The sequence below is a fragment of the Flavobacterium sp. PL002 genome (assembly GCF_054165825.1).
Window position 1 is genome coordinate 3176792 of the sequence record NZ_CM135110.1, and the last position, 17698, is coordinate 3194489.

At 33.8% G+C, this 17698-nt stretch carries 11 protein-coding genes; 1 reads left to right on the forward strand and 10 read right to left on the reverse strand.

The window, feature by feature from the left end:
• Nucleotides 1-196 precede the first annotated feature (196 nt).
• The 7 genes from ACVEGE_RS13905 to ACVEGE_RS13935 form a co-directional block, all read right to left on the reverse strand.
• Nucleotides 197-382, reverse strand: coding sequence for a YgaP family membrane protein (locus ACVEGE_RS13905; protein ID WP_192500541.1), 186 nt, complete (start codon nucleotides 380-382; stop codon nucleotides 197-199).
• 47 nt (nucleotides 383-429) lie between these two features.
• The gene (locus ACVEGE_RS13910; protein WP_192500502.1) at nucleotides 430-735 is read right to left on the reverse strand and encodes a hypothetical protein; all 306 of its coding nucleotides are present in this window, start codon (nucleotides 733-735) and stop codon (nucleotides 430-432) included.
• Nucleotides 736-794: 59 nt separating this feature from the next.
• Entirely contained in the window at nucleotides 795-4040 is a 3246-nt protein-coding gene (locus tag ACVEGE_RS13915; protein ID WP_192500501.1) for an efflux RND transporter permease subunit, read from the reverse strand.
• A 93-nt stretch (nucleotides 4041-4133) separates the two neighbouring features.
• Complete coding sequence (locus ACVEGE_RS13920; RefSeq protein ID WP_192500500.1) at nucleotides 4134-5216, reverse strand: efflux RND transporter periplasmic adaptor subunit; 1083 nt, start codon at nucleotides 5214-5216, stop codon at nucleotides 4134-4136.
• A 45-nt stretch (nucleotides 5217-5261) separates the two neighbouring features.
• Nucleotides 5262-6575, reverse strand: a complete 1314-nt coding sequence (locus ACVEGE_RS13925; protein ID WP_192500540.1) for a TolC family protein — start codon at nucleotides 6573-6575, stop codon at nucleotides 5262-5264.
• A gap of 167 nt (nucleotides 6576-6742) precedes the next feature.
• Nucleotides 6743-6874 (reverse strand): hypothetical protein, encoded by a 132-nt coding sequence (locus ACVEGE_RS13930; RefSeq protein WP_255505326.1) that lies wholly within the window; start codon nucleotides 6872-6874, stop codon nucleotides 6743-6745.
• A 47-nt stretch (nucleotides 6875-6921) separates the two neighbouring features.
• Nucleotides 6922-8382, reverse strand: coding sequence for an NAD(P)/FAD-dependent oxidoreductase (locus tag ACVEGE_RS13935; RefSeq protein WP_192500499.1), 1461 nt, complete (start codon nucleotides 8380-8382; stop codon nucleotides 6922-6924).
• Nucleotides 8383-8777: 395 nt separating this feature from the next.
• Here ACVEGE_RS13935 and ACVEGE_RS13940 point away from each other — a divergent pair, with 395 nt between their 5' ends.
• The gene (locus tag ACVEGE_RS13940) at nucleotides 8778-14393 is read left to right on the forward strand and encodes a PAS domain S-box protein (protein ID WP_192500498.1); all 5616 of its coding nucleotides are present in this window, start codon (nucleotides 8778-8780) and stop codon (nucleotides 14391-14393) included.
• A gap of 138 nt (nucleotides 14394-14531) precedes the next feature.
• Here ACVEGE_RS13940 and ACVEGE_RS13945 read toward each other — a convergent pair whose 3' ends face one another.
• The 3 genes from ACVEGE_RS13945 to ACVEGE_RS13955 form a co-directional block, all read right to left on the reverse strand.
• A complete protein-coding gene (locus ACVEGE_RS13945) occupies nucleotides 14532-15656 on the reverse strand; it encodes an ABC transporter permease (protein ID WP_192500497.1) in 1125 nt (374 codons plus the stop codon).
• A 125-nt stretch (nucleotides 15657-15781) separates the two neighbouring features.
• On the reverse strand, nucleotides 15782-16888 hold the full coding sequence (locus tag ACVEGE_RS13950) for an ABC transporter permease (protein ID WP_192500496.1): 1107 nt from the start codon (nucleotides 16886-16888) through the stop codon (nucleotides 15782-15784).
• Nucleotides 16889-16961: 73 nt separating this feature from the next.
• The gene (locus tag ACVEGE_RS13955; RefSeq protein ID WP_192500495.1) at nucleotides 16962-17696 is read right to left on the reverse strand and encodes an ABC transporter ATP-binding protein; all 735 of its coding nucleotides are present in this window, start codon (nucleotides 17694-17696) and stop codon (nucleotides 16962-16964) included.
• Nucleotides 17697-17698 lie beyond the last annotated feature (2 nt).

Here is a 17698-nt window from a genome sequence, read left to right on the forward strand (position 1 = left end):
TTTATCTATTTGTGTATTAACTTAATGACATTGGGATAGCAGTGGAAATCCTTTACGGAACGGAGTGGAGTAAAGATTGAAACGTATAGCCCGACGCCGCCAGAACGCAGTGGAGGCGGGGGCACGCCCTAAAAACAGACATTAAAAAACCCGATAAGCTTGAAGCAAATCGGGTGGTTGTTGAGGTGTAACTATCTTAATTTTTTATTCCTAATTTGGATAAAATAGTTTCTAATAAACACCATTTTGTAAATCCGGATTGGATTAGGTTAACGCCTATAAATACTGTGAACCACAACCAATTTTGATTGACGTAAACAGATAATAATAAACTGATCAGTATGAACGATCCTACGAGGATTCTAAAAACTTTATTTTTCATATTATTGTCGTGAGGAATAGAATAAATTGTCCTCATAGTTTAAATTATTAATTTGACTTTTCGATGTTTAATACAGCTACATGAATATGAGAAGCAGTTTTTTGTTCTTCATTAAAAATATCGATAAGTTGAAAAAACAGGTCTACTTTTTCTTTTTTCACGAATGCATAGTAGAGTATCGATTCGCTTTCGTTGCTTTCGCTTCCAAACCAATTGCTTTCAATTGCCTCTTCGGATAAATCTTTAAATCCGGTTACTGTTTTATAAGTAAAGGTTTTTACATCTGATTGTTTTAGCATTCTTTTTACTTCGCTATCAAATGACGATATAGCTGTTATGATGAGTAATTTCATAGTGTTTTAGAATTATCCCAACTCCCTCCAAAAAAGGGAGGGAATTGAGGTCATTAAATTTATATATCATTTTCTTTTTTAGGTACTGTCTCTCTTCCTTCGGAAAGGTTGGGGGAGGATTCCCATTTTTTACGCTCAGTGATGTAGTAAATAATAGGCACTACAATTAACGTAAGAATAGTTGAAACGATAGCTCCAAATACTAGCGAAATTGCTAATCCTTGAAACAAGGGGTCAAACAAGATGATAGAAGCTCCTATTACAACAGCTCCTGTTGTCAATAGAATAGGAGAGGTTCTTACTGCTCCAGCCTCGATAATGGCTTGCTTTAATGCGATACCATCATTCAGCCTGATTTCGATAAAATCGATCAGTAAAACAGAATTTCGAACCATAACTCCCGCCAAGGCAATCATACCAATAAAAGAAGTTGCTGTAAAATAAGCGCCTAGCAACCAGTGTCCAAATACAATCCCGATTAACGATAACGGAATAGCCAACATCATTACGATTGGGGTTTTGAAGTTTTGGAACCATCCCACGATCAACATATAGATAATCACAATGGCAACCATAAAAGCAACTCCTAAATCACGGAATACTTCTAAAGTAATCTGCCATTCTCCATCCCATTTTACAGTGAAATCGCTTTCGTCTGTGGGTTGTTCCATATACAATTCATTGACTTTGTACCCTTTTGGAATTTTCATTTTGTCCAGTTTCTCGGTCATTCCAAGAATGGCATAAACAGGACTTTCTACTGCTCCAGCCATATCAGCCGTAACATAAACTACTCTTTTTTGATCTTTTCTATAAATGGTTTTTTGTAAAGTTCCTTTTACTACTTTTACTAAATCACTTACGGGAATCATATTACCTTGACTTCCTTTTATTTTCAAATTCTGAATGTCTTGCAAGCTTGTTTTATCCTTGTCGTCAAGTGAAAGCACAATCGCTACATTATCATTTGAAGTTTCAGCATATAAGTCAGAGACAGGATATTCTTTCAATAAATAAGTCAAATTCCCAACTACTTGTTGCGGTGCAATTCCGTTTAGCATTGCTTTTTCCTTATCCACTTCTAGTTTGTATTCTACTTGATTGTCCTCAACAGTCCAGTCAATATCTACAATGCCATCTGTTTTATGCAAAATGTCTTTTACTTGTTGCGCTACTTTTATTTGATCTTTATAATCAGGACCATAAACCTCAGCAACCAATGTTGATAATACAGGAGGCCCAGGCGGAACTTCAATAATTTTTACATTCGCACCATATTTTTGGGTAATTTTTTGAATGTTAGGACGTACAGTTTTGGCAATATCATGACTTTGTAATTTTCGATCTTCTTTGTGCAACAAATTCACTTGGATATCTGCCATATTACTTCCACCACGCAAATCATAATGACGTACCAATCCGTTAAAAGTAATTGGCGCCGAAGTTCCTATGTAGTTTTGGTAATCAACCACTTCTGGAATTGTAGTCAAATATTGTGCAATCTCCTTAGTCACTGCGGCAGTTCGCTCTAGCGTAGTACCTTCGGGCATATCAATCACCACTTGGAACTCGTTTTTATTGTCAAAAGGTAGCATTTTTACCAAAACGGCTTTCCCAAAAAACATTCCAACAGAACCTATTAAAAGTAGTACGGTAATTCCAACAAGAATTCTTCTTCTAGAACTACTCTCAAGCAATGGACGCTCAATTTTGTTGTACATTCTATAAATGAAACTAGTTTCTAAACCTTCAGCATCTTTATGTTCTTGATCGTCTTTTTCTTGTAATAGGTGATATCCTAAATAAGGGGTAACCGTCAAGGCAACAAATAGCGATAAAATCATTGCAATCGATGCGCCTATAGGCATTGGGCTCATATAAGGTCCCATCATTCCAGATACAAATGCCATTGGTAAAATAGCAGCAATAACGGTAAATGTTGCTAAAATCGTTGGGTTTCCTACTTCGTTTATCGCATAAATAGCGGCTTGTTTAAACGGCAATCGCTTCATCTTGAAATGCCTGTGCATATTCTCGGCAATAATAATACTATCATCCACGACAATTCCCACCACAAATACTAAGGCAAAAAGCGTGATACGGTTCAGGGTGTAATCCAGCATATAATAACTGAACAATGTCAATGCAAATGTTAATGGAACCGAGAAGAACACTACCAATCCACCGCGCCATCCCATGGCAAACATTACCAAAATAGTTACCGCCAAAATTGCAATTCCTAAGTGCAGCAATAATTCGCCTACTTTGTCTGAGGCTGTTTCTCCATAATTACGAGTTACCTCAACATGCACATCATTCGGAATCAAATTGGATTTTAAATGGCCTACTTTTTCAATAATTTTCTCCGAGATTTTCATCGCATCGGCACCTTTCACTTTACCTACAGATATCGTAACGGCAGGATATTCAGATGGATCTGCTTTGTATTCTTTATTGGCTTTTCCGTATCCAAAAGACACATAATTGCTAGCTGTTGACGGTCCGTCTTCAATTTTGGCTACTTGTTTTAGGTACACGGGTAAGTTTTTGTTTACCCCAACCACTAGATTTTCAACATCATCTGCTGAGGTTAAAAATTTACCAGTCGTAATCAAATATTCTTGGTCTTGATTGACAAAACTACCTGATTGTGAGCTCCCATTATTGGCTTGAATCATTTGCATGATACCTAGGGCATCCACACCATTTTCGGCCATTTTATCTTTGTCTAGAACCACTTTTAAGGTTCTGCTACGTCCACCAATTTCTTTAGTGATGGCAACATCTTTTACTTTTTCAATTTCCGATGTTACTTCCTCAGCAATCTGGCGCAATTGAAAATCGTCCATTTTTTCGCTCCAAAGCGTAATACCCAACATCGGTACATCGTCAATAGAACGTGTTTTTACCATCGGTTTGTACACTCCTTTTGGGAACATATCTTCGTGTTTTGCTAGTTCGTCGTATAATTTTACATACGAACGCTCCACATCCTGACCCACATAAAACTGAACAATAAGCATCGCTTGACCGTTCATCGCCATCGTATGCACGTGCTCAACCCCTTTAATATTTGAAATAATTTTCTCTAGCGGTTTGGCCACACGACTTTCAACTTCCGTAGGGCTCGCTCCTGGATATCCCACCATGACGTCAGCCATTGGCACATTAATTTGTGGCTCTTCTTCTCTTGGAATCAGAAAAGAACTATAAACCCCAATGATCATCAAACCCACCATCATCAAAATAGTTAGTTTTGAATTGATGAAAAAATTGGCAATTTTACCTGAAATTCCTTCTTGCATATTCTTTTTTGTTTAAAGTTTAAAGTTTCAGGTTTAAAGTTGTCCTCCTGAAACTGAACACTATTAGTTATTATTTTGAAAACTGATCACTAATTACTGAATACTAACTTTTGCACCATTAAACAATTTCCCTTCAGCCGAAACAATGTATTGCTCATTTGCAGCCAATCCAGAAAGTACTTCGACTTGATTCCCAAAAGTTTTACCAATACGCAACCATCTTAATATGGCAATGCTATCGTTACCTATGACATATAATCCAGTAAGTTGTCCTTGTTTTATCAAAGCCGTTTCTGGAATTAACATTACGTCACTTTTAGAGGCGTTTTGTTGTTTTTCGATTGGAAATTGAACATTCACAAACATGCCTGATAATACCGAAGCATCTGCCTTGTCCAAATTGATTTTAACTAAATACTGTCCACCGGTATTCTTAGCAGATATGCTTACTTCGCTTACTTTTCCGGTAAGTTGATCGTTACTCGATTTTACCAAAACAGTAACAGGCATCCCTTTTTTGATTGCTGTAATATCACTTTCGGATACCATTGCCGTCACTTGTAATTTTGATGCTCCTTCAATACTTACCAATGGCATTCCTGGATTGGCCATATCACCTTCCTTAATAAAAGTATTGGTTACCACGCCCGAAAACGGAGCTGTAATGTTGGAGTATTTAAACTGTGCTACGACTTCATTTCGCATTTGTTTGGCTCCTTCCAATCCTGCTTTTGCCATTTCGTATCGAGCGGTCATATCATCCAATTCTTTTTGTGAAGCACTTTGTTGCTTGAACAAATTCATAAAACGATCGTAATCTTTCTTAGCATTATTATATCCAGCCGTTGCTTGTAAAATACTTGCGTCAACTTGTGCTTTTTTGGCTTGTAAATCGGTGTTATTGATACTTACCAACATTTGTCCAGCGGCTACTTTTTGTCCTACTATAACATTTACTTTAGTAACATATCCCATCATTCTGGTGCTTAAATTTGCACTGTTTTCTGCTTCAATTTTTCCGCTAGCACTTACAAAAGGACTGTTATCATTTTCAGAAGCACCACTTACTTTTACTGCAATGGCAGGCAATTCGGTGATGGGTTCTTTCTTTTCACCATTGCAAGAAGTTAAGGTCGAAATCGCTACGGCTATAATTGGTATGAATATTTTTTTCATGGTTTTGAGTTTGCTGTTTTTTATAAATTCTAGTTCTTCTTTCGTTTACTTCGTTAAAAACTGTAGATATTGTTGGGTGAAATTGTATTCAAAAACCGCTTGCAAAAAGTCTAATTCTTTTTTGAACATTTGTGTTTCTGTTTGTAATAAGTCGGTTGTTTTTTCTAACCCTTGAGTAAAACGGTTGCTTCTTATTCTGTACGCTTCTTGTGATTGTTCTAGATCCAATTGGGCAAGATTCACTTTATTCTCAGCATCTCTTATCTGACGATTGGTTTTGTTTAACTCCAATTGGCTTTTGGCCTTATATTGTTGGTTTTCAATCTCGGCTTTCTGAAAATCAGCCTTTGCTTTTTCCATTTTCCCTATAGATTTAAAACCATCAAAAACATTCCATGACAGTTGCGCACCTAAAGTATATCCTTTAGCAGCGGTTCCAAATAAGGAATCATCATACAATTCGTAACTACCAAAAGCATTTAATCTTGGTAAGAAATTCATTTTGCTAGACAACATCATTTTTTGATAAGCTGTAGTCGATAAATTCATTGCTTGAATATCTTTTCGATTTTCAGAAAGAGTTGTTGCATTGCTTTCAATCGTAATACTGTTTTCTAATTCTTCTGTTGGTTTGTATATTTTATCTCCAATATTTTCATTTAGTAAAAAAGCCAAATAATCAGAAGCGTTTTGAACGTTACTCTTAGCATATTGCAATTGGTTTTTCACTTCATTTACACGCACTTGAACGGATAATAAATCTGTTTTTTGTAGCATTCCTTGTTTAAAATAGTTTTCTATTAATTTCAAGTTAGCATCAGCAGTAGTATTTGCTTTTTCTAAAACCGAAACTGCTTTGTAGGCCAGTTGCAATTCCATAAACGATTTATTTACTTCTAGCTCAAGGTATTCTTTGGTGCGCTCCGTTTGTAATGCAAAAGCATTCATTTTAGCCTTAGCTGCCTGACGACCATAAATTCCATCTACATTAATTAAAGGTTGTAGAATCTCAAATTTGGTAGCAAAATTTTGAATACGATTTGGATTGTTCAATAAATTCGGATCAAAATCAGAAGCGGTCAAAATTTCTTGATTCAGTTTAGATCCAAAAGCCATTAAAGGATTTGTAGTTGTAATCGCAGTGTGCGAGGCGGTGATATTCGGTAAGAAAATAGCATTCGATTGTCTATAATCTGCTTGTGCCGATTTGAACTCTTGGTTTGCAATTTTAATTTGTAAATTTTTCTCAGTCACTTTTTGCGAAAGCTCACTTTTAGAAATAGCCAACGTTTCTTGACCATAACTGTAAGTCGATATCGAAATTGTTCCTATTAGTACTAATAAATTTATTTTCTTCATCATTTTTTGGTTCTAATTATTACACAAAGATAATTTTGCAATAAGGGCTCCACAGTAACAAATGTCACACTGAGTAAATTAAATAGAAAAGCATTTTAGAATTGGCTCTAAAATGCTTTTGGATTTGTTTGTTTTGTACAGGATTGTCCGTGTTTTTGGATTGTTTTTTATCCTCTAGTACTGCCATGTCCGCCAGCAACAATTTTTAATATTCGAATATTTAAATAGAAAAATTTAAAAAATTGTATAAAAACATTTTGCATTTTTGAATGCTGTGATTTTGATATTCTTTGTGTCATGATTTTATTTTTTAGTTGCTTTGTACTTCTGTCTTATACTCTGAATATTATTCAGGAATCAACCACCAAAACGGACGCATTTTTGCTTTCCATAAAAAGGCATAATGCAAAGAGAGTTTTACCCAATGTCCTGCCAATCCAATGTCGCCAAAGGTTTTATTGATGTCACGACCACCGGTTTGTGGGTATTTTATATAATCAGGAACAATAGGGTAGGTGGTAATACTCACGCCGCTTCCTTGTGTCATTCCAAAACCTGCCGAAGCGATACAAGCCGCACCCATATTACCCATAGAACCTTTGTGATGCAAAGATTCTTTTCCCGATTTAATAGAATCGATGATGTTGTCAGCTACTAGTCTAGCTGTAATTCCAGAAGGCATTCCTGTTCTTGGTGGAGCTGGAAAGATATCAGTTCCGTTTTTACTTTTTCGTGGTTTCGAAATAGAATGTGGTGGTGCAAAAGCAATTCCAGGTGCAAAAATATTTTTGTAAGAGGGATTCTGATAGGTTTCTGGCCAATCTTGAACGGTCCATTCTTCGTAGGGTCTTGGCGTATAATCAGCATCTACAATCATGAAACCTTTGAATAATTTATCGGTAATATCAGCGTCATTTTTATCATACCCTTTAAAACCATGACCTGAAAAAGCGGGTATCAACATGGCAAAATCATAGGTTTCTGATTTGAATTCTCCTTCTAGATTTTCGTAATGTGCTACGCCATCTTCGATTTTATTGACACCAGCACCCAGAATCCATTTGATGCCTCTATCTTCAAAAATCATTTCGATCATGTCTTTGGATCTCATGTTTAAACCGTTGTAATCCAGTAGCATCCCATCCATTCCAAAATCGCCTAAATCATTTTCGTTAGAAATCCAGGTTACTTCAACTTGGTTTCTTACACCATGACGAACCAGTTCTTTTTCAACATTCAAAATATATTCAAAAGCAGCACCTTGACAAGTGGCTTTGGCATGCCCCGTTCCAATTAAAACTTTAGCTTTTTTGTTAGACCCTTTTAATTGATCGATAAGGTCTTTTAAACCGTGCCATGCGTGTTCCGCATGATCGTATGTACAGACCGAGTAGGCTTTGTTTGTGCCCGGATTTAATCCTTCGGTCATGTCAAACGCTAATTTTGGCCCCGTTGCGTTAATTAAATAATCATAGGTTACATTTTCGGTCTTTCCTTGATCTGCGCCAAAAACATATTCGACCGCTACATAAGGTTTGGTTTCTGTTGTATTTCCTTCTGGATGAAACGAAACAACTTTGGCTTGTTTGTAACCAATCCCTTTTCTTTTATATAATGGTTCTAGCGGGAAAATTAATTCTTCTGCTTTCATTCTACCAATTCCCACCCAAATATTCGATGGCACCCATTGGTAATTTCGATTAGGAGAAACAACAACAACTTCATGTTCCTTGCTGAGTTTTCGACGCAAATGAGCCGCTGCGGTGTGACCAGAAATTCCTGCTCCTATAATTACTATCTTTGACATATGACTATGATTTAATTAATTGAAAAGATAAAGGTCTAAAAACTAATTGTCAGTCGCAGTGACATTTGTTACAGAGCGATTTTTATTTTCTGAAGATTATTTTTAATTTATCTAGCAATACCAATAGTAAAACTAAAACAAAGCTTTGATTAATAAAATGATAGTTGTCACATTGTTAGTTTGTTAGGTATTTTTTTATATTGAATTTTAGCTTGTTATAGTACATGTTTACTCTAATTAAGCATGATATAATACCGTTGGCAATCCAAACTGTTTTGCTGTCTTGTTATTTTATAAAAAAAAGGCTAGAAAACACTCAAGTATTTTTGATAGTGGCTATTTTTTATATCATAAAATTTATTTATATTTAGCATAGTATAAATAGTTTAATGTTTATGAGTTCAACCTTTTCTAAACTTAGTCACGAGGAGCTTCTTAAAATTGTAAAAAATCAAGAGGAAGAATTACTGCGTTTGCAAGAAAAAAATAAATTAAAAAATAATTTTGACCGTTATTTTGAAGAGTCAAATGATTTGATTTGTATGGCAGGAATTGACGGCTATTATAAGGAAGTTAATCCTACGTTTAAAAAAATATTAGGATACAGTAAACACGAGGTTGAAAACAAAAAGATAATTGATTTTATTCATCCTGATGATATCGATGAATCAATACAGGAGTTATCAGGAATGACATCAGGTAAAATTGCTAAAAACTTTGAAAACAGACTAATTACTAAAACGGGTGAAGTTGTAATAATTCAATGGTCTAGTTTTGAAAGTACTTCACGTGAAATATTTTATGCAATAGGTAGAGATGTTACAGATTTAAAAAAGGCAACTGAGCAATTAGAAAAAAGCGAAAATTTATTAAATAGTGCCCAGCAAATTGCTAAAATGGGTTCTTGGGAATTAAGTCTAGATTCAAATCAATTATTGTGGTCTGATGAAATGTATGCCATTTATGAAATAGAAAAAATTGCAAATCAGGATCTCTTTGGACTTTACCAAAAAAAATTAAAACCCGATCAAATTTTACTTTTTAAAGATAAGATAGAACAAATAAAAAAGGATCAACTGCCATTTGAACTTGATTATGAATTGTTTTTAAGGCATACCACAAAATGTATCAATGTTAAAGTAGTTGCTGTTTTTGATAAAAAAGGAAAATTTATTGCGATTAGAGGAAATACTCAAGATATAACTGAAAAGAGAAAAACTCTAGAAAAACTTAAAGAGAAAAAAAATAGAGAAGTTGCTTTAAAACTCAAACTTGCTGAAGAGGAAGGTAACTCAAAATTTAGAGAATATATTGAGAATGCTCCTGATTCAGTTTTTGTAGTTGATAATGATGGCTATTACTTAGAAGTTAATAAAGCGGCTTGTATAAGTACTGGTTTTACTAAAGAAGAACTATTAAAAAAACGATTTGGAGACTTGACAAACCCTGAAGAACAAAATGATTTAATTCATTCTTTTCTTGCAAATATTTCTGTGAACGGAGTAGCAAAGTCAGAAGTTAGGGGCAAAAATAAAAACGGAGAATACCGCTGGAGGGCTATTGAAGCCGTAAGAATTTCAGAAAATAGAATTTTAGGCTTCGCCAAAGATATTACCATTAATAAAGAAAATCAAGATCTTATTAATTCTATACTTGATAGAATTACAGATGCCTTTGTAGCGCTAGACAACAACTGGTGCTATACGTATATGAATAAAAAAGCAGGTGAAATGCTACAGCGTAATCCTGTTGATATGATTGGAAAGTGCATTTGGACAGAATTTCCTGAAATTGTTGATTCAGAGCTATATTCAGCGTTTCATAATACGTTAAAAAGTCAGCAATATTCCTGTTTTCAATATTTACATAATGATAGGTATTGGATTGAGAACCAAATTTATCCATCCAAAGATGGAATATCAAACTTCTTTAGAGATATAACGGCTAAGAAAGCAGCAGAAAATGAACTTCAGGTGAGCGAAAAACGTTTTCGAGCCTTAGTTGAACACAATGAAGGTATCATTACTGTTGTTGATGAAAAATTAAATGTTCTATTCCGTAGCCCATCTTCAGAAAGGATTACTGGCTACACCGATGAAGAGTTTAGCGTTATTCCTGATGAGGGTTATTTTCACCCTGATTATTTAGATTTTATACAGGGCAATATAAAAGAAGCTGTTGCAAATCCTGGAAAAATAATTCCAGCTTTGTTCCAAGTAAAACATAAAAAAGGGCATTATATCTGGCTGGAAGGAGTTATTAGTAATAGATTTCATGATAGTACTGTAGAGGGGATTATTGCCAATTTTAGAGATGTAACTGATAAAGTAATTTCGGATACAATTTTAAAAAAAGAACGTGATGTTTTTGCTAAAATAGCTGCTACCTCTCCTGGTTTAATCTACTCTATGCGTCAAAATCTAGATGGTTCTTTAAGCTATCCTTATGCTAGTGAGTCAATTAAAGCTATTTATGGTTTTAGTTTTGATGATATAAAAGAGGACTCTAGTAAAATGTTTGATTTAATACACCCTGATGATGTTGAAAATGTTATAGAGAAAATCAGAATTACAAAAAGTACTTTTGTACCACTAAAAGTGGTTTACCGTTACATTCATCCCACAAAAGGGCTTGTTTGGCATGAAGTAAATTCATTGCCCGTTCTTGAACCTGAAGGAACTGTAATTTGTCATGGTATTGTTACTGATATCACGGATAGAATTGTTGCTGAACAAAAAATCATTAAGAATAACCGACTCTACTTGTTTATTAGTCAAATTAACCAAATGATTGTTAGAACAACAGATGAGGAAACCTTGTTTAAAGAGGCTTGCAAAATTGCTATTGATTTTGGTAAATTTAAAATGGTTTGGATTGGAAAAATAATTAAAACTACTGGAAAAGTAAAACCAGTGATGATGGCTGGTGATGATTTAGGTTATATTGAGTTACTTGAAAAAATTCTAATCGATGATATTGGGGCTCGAGGACCAGTAGGTACTGTCATAAATGATGGTAATTATGTAGTTTGTAATGATATTCAAAATGATGAAGTCATGCAACCTTGGAAAGAAGATGCTTTAAAACGTGGATACAACTCCATGATGTCATTGCCTATAAAAAAGTTTGGAAAAATTGTAGGTGTATTTAATTTTTACTCGAATGAGAAACAATTTTTCGATTCAGAAGAAATTAAATTGCTGGAAGAAGCCACTGGAGATGTTGCTTTTGCATTAGAAGTAATTGAAAAAGACATAAAAAGTAAAAAAGTAGAAGAAGCTATTTTTCAAAGCGAAAAAAGATACCATACCCTTACAGAGGCCTCACCTGTTGGAATTTTTCGTACTGATGTTTCGGGACTAACTACTTATGTAAATCCTAGTTGGACACAAATTTCAGGATATCCTTATGAGCAAGCTTTAGGGTATGGTTGGCTTGATACCGTTCATGAGGACGATAGAAAAGCAATGATAAGTTCTTGGGAAATTGCTAATAATAAACAAGAAAAATCATTTTCGGAATATCGTTTTGTAAGGCCTGATGGAACAATTAGATGGGTAATGGGGCAAGCAATTCCTGAAAAAGATAAAAATGACGAGGTTGTAGGTTACATAGGTACTATCACTGATATTACAGAGCGTAAAATTGCCGAAGAAGGTACTAAAAAAGCCAATGAGCGATTTGAAATGATTTCATCAGCAACAAATGATGCGATATTCGAATTGGATTTTGTTACAGGTAAAAATTGGCACAATCAAGTGTCCTACGATAATTTGAACTCTTATAATAAAAATTTAACTACTGAGGAAAATAAAGCTTTGTGGAGATCTAAGTTGCATCCTGATGACAAGGATAGAATCATAAAGAGTATTGAAGAATGTTACTTAAGTAGTTCTAATTCTTGGTCAAATGAATTCCGTTTTAAAAAAGCAAATGGTAGTTATGGTTATTTTTATGAACGTGCTGTAATTGTACGAGATGAAAAAGGAAAGCCAACACGTTTTATAGGATCAATGCTGGACGTAACTGATCTTAAAAAAGCAGAATTGGAATTTAAAAATATTAATAAAAAACTTGAAGGTATTCTTAATGCTATTCCTGATTTACTTTTTGAAGTAGGAATTGATGGGTATTTTTACAATTTCCACTCGCACCATTCAAGTATGTTAATAATGCCTGCTGAGGATTTTATTGGAAAGAAATTTGAAGATATTTTACCACCTAATGTTACAGCAGTAAGTTTGTCTGCTCTAGAGGAAGCTTCTAAAAAAGGTTTTTCAACTGGAAAGCAATATACTCTTGAACTTCCTGATGGTACACACTGGTTTGAACTATCAGTTGCTCCCATGAAAGTAAATGAAAATGGGGATACGCATTTTATATGTTTGTCTCGAGATATTACTAATGCTAAAAAAGGAGACTTTGCTCTTGAAAAAAGTGAAGAACGTTATAGAGGTTTACTAAATAATTTAGATGCTGGAATTATTGTGCATGCTGCTGATGCTTCAATAATTATGAGTAATAAAAAAGCTTCTGAAATATTAGGTTTGAATTTAAAAAATATTCTTGAAAAGAAAAAAAATAGTAGCTTATGGGAATTTCTAGATGATCAAGGATCAGTTATTAAAGAAGCAGATTATCCCATACGTATAATTTTGAATACCATTAAACCCATAAAAAACGTTGTAATAGGCATTTACAAGTCTGAACATAAAAACACAAAATGGGTTTTAGTTAATGGCTATCCTATGTTGAATAGCAAAGGTGAAATTGTTGAGGTTGTAATAAGTTTTATTGATATTACAGAGCGTAAGAAAATGGAAATTCAGATTCAGAAATCCAAAGAGCAAGCGGAGTCAGCTAATAAAGCCAAAACAGATTTCTTAGCGAATATGAGTCATGAAATACGTACACCATTGAATGGAATTATTGGGTTTACACATTTATTGATGCAGTCTAATTTAAAAATGAACCAGTTTGAATACATGTCAACGGTAAATGAGTCGGCTAAATCATTAATGCAAATTGTAAATGATGTACTCGATTTTTCTAAAATTGAATCTGGAAAATTAGAATTAGATATAGAAAAAGTCAATTTAATTGCACTCAATAATCAAGTAATTGATTTGTTTAAACACCAAGCAACTTCAAAAAATATAAAACTTAAATTAAACATAGCTAAAAATGTCCCCGAATATATTTTGGCTGATGCAGTGCGATTAAAACAAATATTAGTCAATTTATTGAGTAATGCTTTAAAATTTACTAGCGAAGGAACTATAAAACTTAAAGTAGCTGCTATAACTGAAATTAATAATAATTTTTGTAAAATTAAATTTTCAGTAAAAGATACGGGAATAGGAATCAAGAAAGACAATAAAAAAAGAATATTTAAATCCTTTGTTCAAGAGGATACCTCTACGAGCAGAAAATTTGGAGGTACTGGACTTGGTTTAACCATTTCTAATCAATTGCTAGCATTAATGAACAGTACACTAAAATTAGATAGTAATTTTGGAGAAGGAAGTGAGTTTTTCTTCACGATAAAATTTCAAAAAGCAGTTGTAAAAGAATACGAAAAACTACCTGAGATAGCACATGAAGTTATTCCTAATAAGGAACCTCTCAAGATCTTGAGTTTTAAAAATGTACTGATCGTTGAGGATAATAAAATAAACATGCTCTTAGCAAAAACGCTAATGAAGCGAATTTTACCTAATGCAACCATATATGAAGCTTATGATGGTAATGAAGCCGTGGAACAGTTTAAAAAATTGCCTCTAGATATTATTTTTATGGATGTACAAATGCCTAATAAAAATGGTTACGAAGCAACAATTGAGATTAGAGCAATGGACAAACATCAAGACATTCCTATAATAGCCATTACGGCAGGGATACTAATAGGTGAAAAAGAGAAATGCTTTGAATCAGGAATGAATGATTATTTACCTAAACCTATTAATATTCCAGATCTAGAAAATATTACTAGAAAATGGATTAGTGATTAGTAATATTTAAAACAAGTAATAAGTACTAGCCCAGTAATTTTATAAATAAAAAAAGCCACTCCTATTAGCATGTTAATCGCTTCTATGGAGTAGCTTTTTTTTGTTTTATATTTAGGCTTTCGCCAAAGTCAAACTGTTCTAGTTCGTTTTTTTATAACTCCAAACTGCAAAAGCATTTAGCACAAATGCATAACCCAATATTATAAAAAATTGTCTTGATATATCTGAGAAATTGGCTCCTTTGAGTAAAACCATTCTAATAATTTCTACAAAATAACGAATAGGGTTAAACAACGTGATCTTTTGTGCCCAGTTAGGCATGCTTTCTATAGGAGTGAACAATCCGCTCATTAAGATGAAAATAACCGTAAAAAACCAAGCAATGAACATCGCTTGTTGTTGGGTTTCGGTGTGGTTAGAAATAAATAAACCTATTCCCAATATAACCAACAAATATACAGAAGTAAACAAATAAATTAGTCCTAAATTCCCTAGCATAGGAATGTTGAAAACGGCTTTAGAAATAATAAGACCCACCGTTAAAATAAACAATCCCAATACCCAAAACGGAAATAACTTACCAATAATAAACTGGTATTTCTTGATGGGAGTGACATTAATTTGCTCGAGTGTTCCCATCTCTTTCTCGCGTACAATATTCATAGCTGATAGAAAAAGCGTTAGCATAGTTACCAGTAATACTAAAATTCCCGGCACCATATACGTTTTGTAATTTAAAGTGTTGTTGTACCAGAAAGACGGGATACTAACAATGCTTTGTGGCTGTACTACTATTCCATCATTAAATTGCATTCCTTGCGTTTGTATGTTTTTATTGAAATTGCTAATTAATTGTGTGATATAAACATTAGCTACTCCTGCAGCAGCGCCGTCAATGGCATTAATATTAACGGAGAGATTTGTTTTTTTATTGATTAATAAGTCGCGTTCAAAATGGTTTGGAATTTCAAGAAGTACATCTATATTCCCTTTTTGCATGGCAGCTGTAGCTTCTTTATGTGAAGAAAAATTTTCAACTACATTGAAGTAATTGGAAGCTTCAAAACTACCTACTAATTCTCTAGAAACAGCGGAATGATCGCTGTCAATGTAACAAAACTTGATATTTTTTACTTCAAAACTAGCAGCATTAGATAGGATTAATAATTGTATTAATGGCAATACAAATAGTATAGGTAACATGCCTTTATTTCTAAATATTTGTTTGAATTCCTTCTGGATGATGAATGCTATTGTTTTCATAGATAGTTCTTGTTTGTATAGCCCTGATGGAAGTGGAAATCCTTTTGTCTCGTTTCTTAACGAGGCAAAAGATTGTAACGTACAGCAGGATAAAGCTCCTAAAACCAAAATTAATTGGGTTTAAATTACTCTAATCTTATTTTGTAATTTTTAATACTCAAGCCTATAAAAAGTACGGACATTGCTATGAGAATAAGGATTTCTTTCCAAATTATAGAGAACGTTGCTCCTTTAAGCATAATGGCTTTTATAATTATGATAAACCATTTAGCAGGGATGATATTACTGATAATTTGTAAGGGTAGGGGCATACTCGAAATAGGAAATATAAATCCTGAGAGGATGATTACAGGCAGCATAAGCCCCATTAATGAAATCATCATGGCCATTTGTTGCGAACTGGATATTGTTGAAATTAAAATCCCTAATGATAAGGCAGTAATGATGAATAATACAGTAACGAATGCCAGTAAAAATAGGTCGCCTTGAAACGGCATTTTAAAAACAAAAAAGCCTAATAGTAAGATTACAACAGCGTTAATGATGGATAAAAAAATATATGGAAATACTTTACCAATAATAACTTGATAGGGTTTCATAGGCGATACTAAAAGCACTTCCATGGTTCCTAACTCTTTTTCTCTAGTGATGGATATGGAGGTCATCATTGCAGAAACCAACATTAAAATCACTGTCATTACTCCTGGTACAAAGGTAAATACACTTTTAAGTTCAGGGTTGTAATACAGCTGGGTTTGTGTTTGAATCTGGTAAGTTGGTTTGTTTAAGGTATTGACTTCTTGGATGTGATTTTGTAAAATAGCATTTGTATAATTAGTGATTGTATTGGCTATATTAGGATCAGTAGCATCAGTGATTATTTGGACTTTAGCCTGTTTTTGTGTTTGTAAATTTTTTATAAAGTCGTTCTCGAAAACCAAAACAGCTTTTACTTTCCCTTTTTTGAAAATTGCCTCTATTTGGTTCTCATTAGTAATTTCTTGCTCTAAATTAAAATATTTAGATGCATTGATTTTACTGATTATTTTTTGAGTTTCTGAATCTTTTGAATGGTCTAAAATAGCAATATTTACATTATTGATTTCGTTAGTAATGGCAAACCCAAAAAGCATTATTTGTGCAATAGGCATCCCAAATAAGATAAACATAGTACGTTTATCACGAAAAATGTGATAGAATTCCTTAGTAACAAAACCGATAAATCTTTTCATTATGCTTTATTTAAATGTAAAGTTAGCAAAGGAGTTTTTTAACAGATTCCCTTTTAAACCTCTCTAATTCCTACTATTCTATATTTCGAGCCAGTTTTAAAAAAACGTCATTCATAGAAGCTACTTTGTATTTCTCTTTTAAATTTTTTGGGGTATCGAGTGCTTCAATTTGTCCTTCAACCATGATAGAAACTCGGTCACAATATTCGGCTTCGTCCATGTAATGCGTGGTAATAAATAGTGTTGTTCCTTTGTTTGCCTGTTCATAAATCAGTTCCCAAAACTGTCTTCGAGTAATAGGATCGACGCCGCCGGTAGGCTCGTCTAGAAATACAATTTTTGGTTCGTGCAGTAAAGCAACTGAAAAGGATAGTTTTTGTCTCCAACCTAATGGCAAATCCCTAACTAGTTTGTCTATCATTTCTTCGAGTTGTAACTCTTGTACCAGTTGTTTCGTTTTTTCTTTAATCTTTGCTTTGGATAAACCGTAAATTCCACCAAAAAAAGTAATGTTTTCTCTAATTGTTAAATCGTCATACATAGAAAATTTCTGACTCATATAACCTATGCTTTTCTTGACCATTTCAGTATTGGTTTTTACATTAAAGCCAGCAACAATTGCCTCACCTGAACTAGGTTTAGAAATCCCAATGAGCATTTTCATAGCCGTAGTTTTTCCAGCACCATTTGCGCCAAGAAAACCAAAAATCTCCCCCTTATACACCTCAAAAGTGATGTTGTTTACGGCCTTAAAATCACCAAATACCTTGCTGAGATTTTTTACTTCTATAATTTTTTCCTGCGTCATGA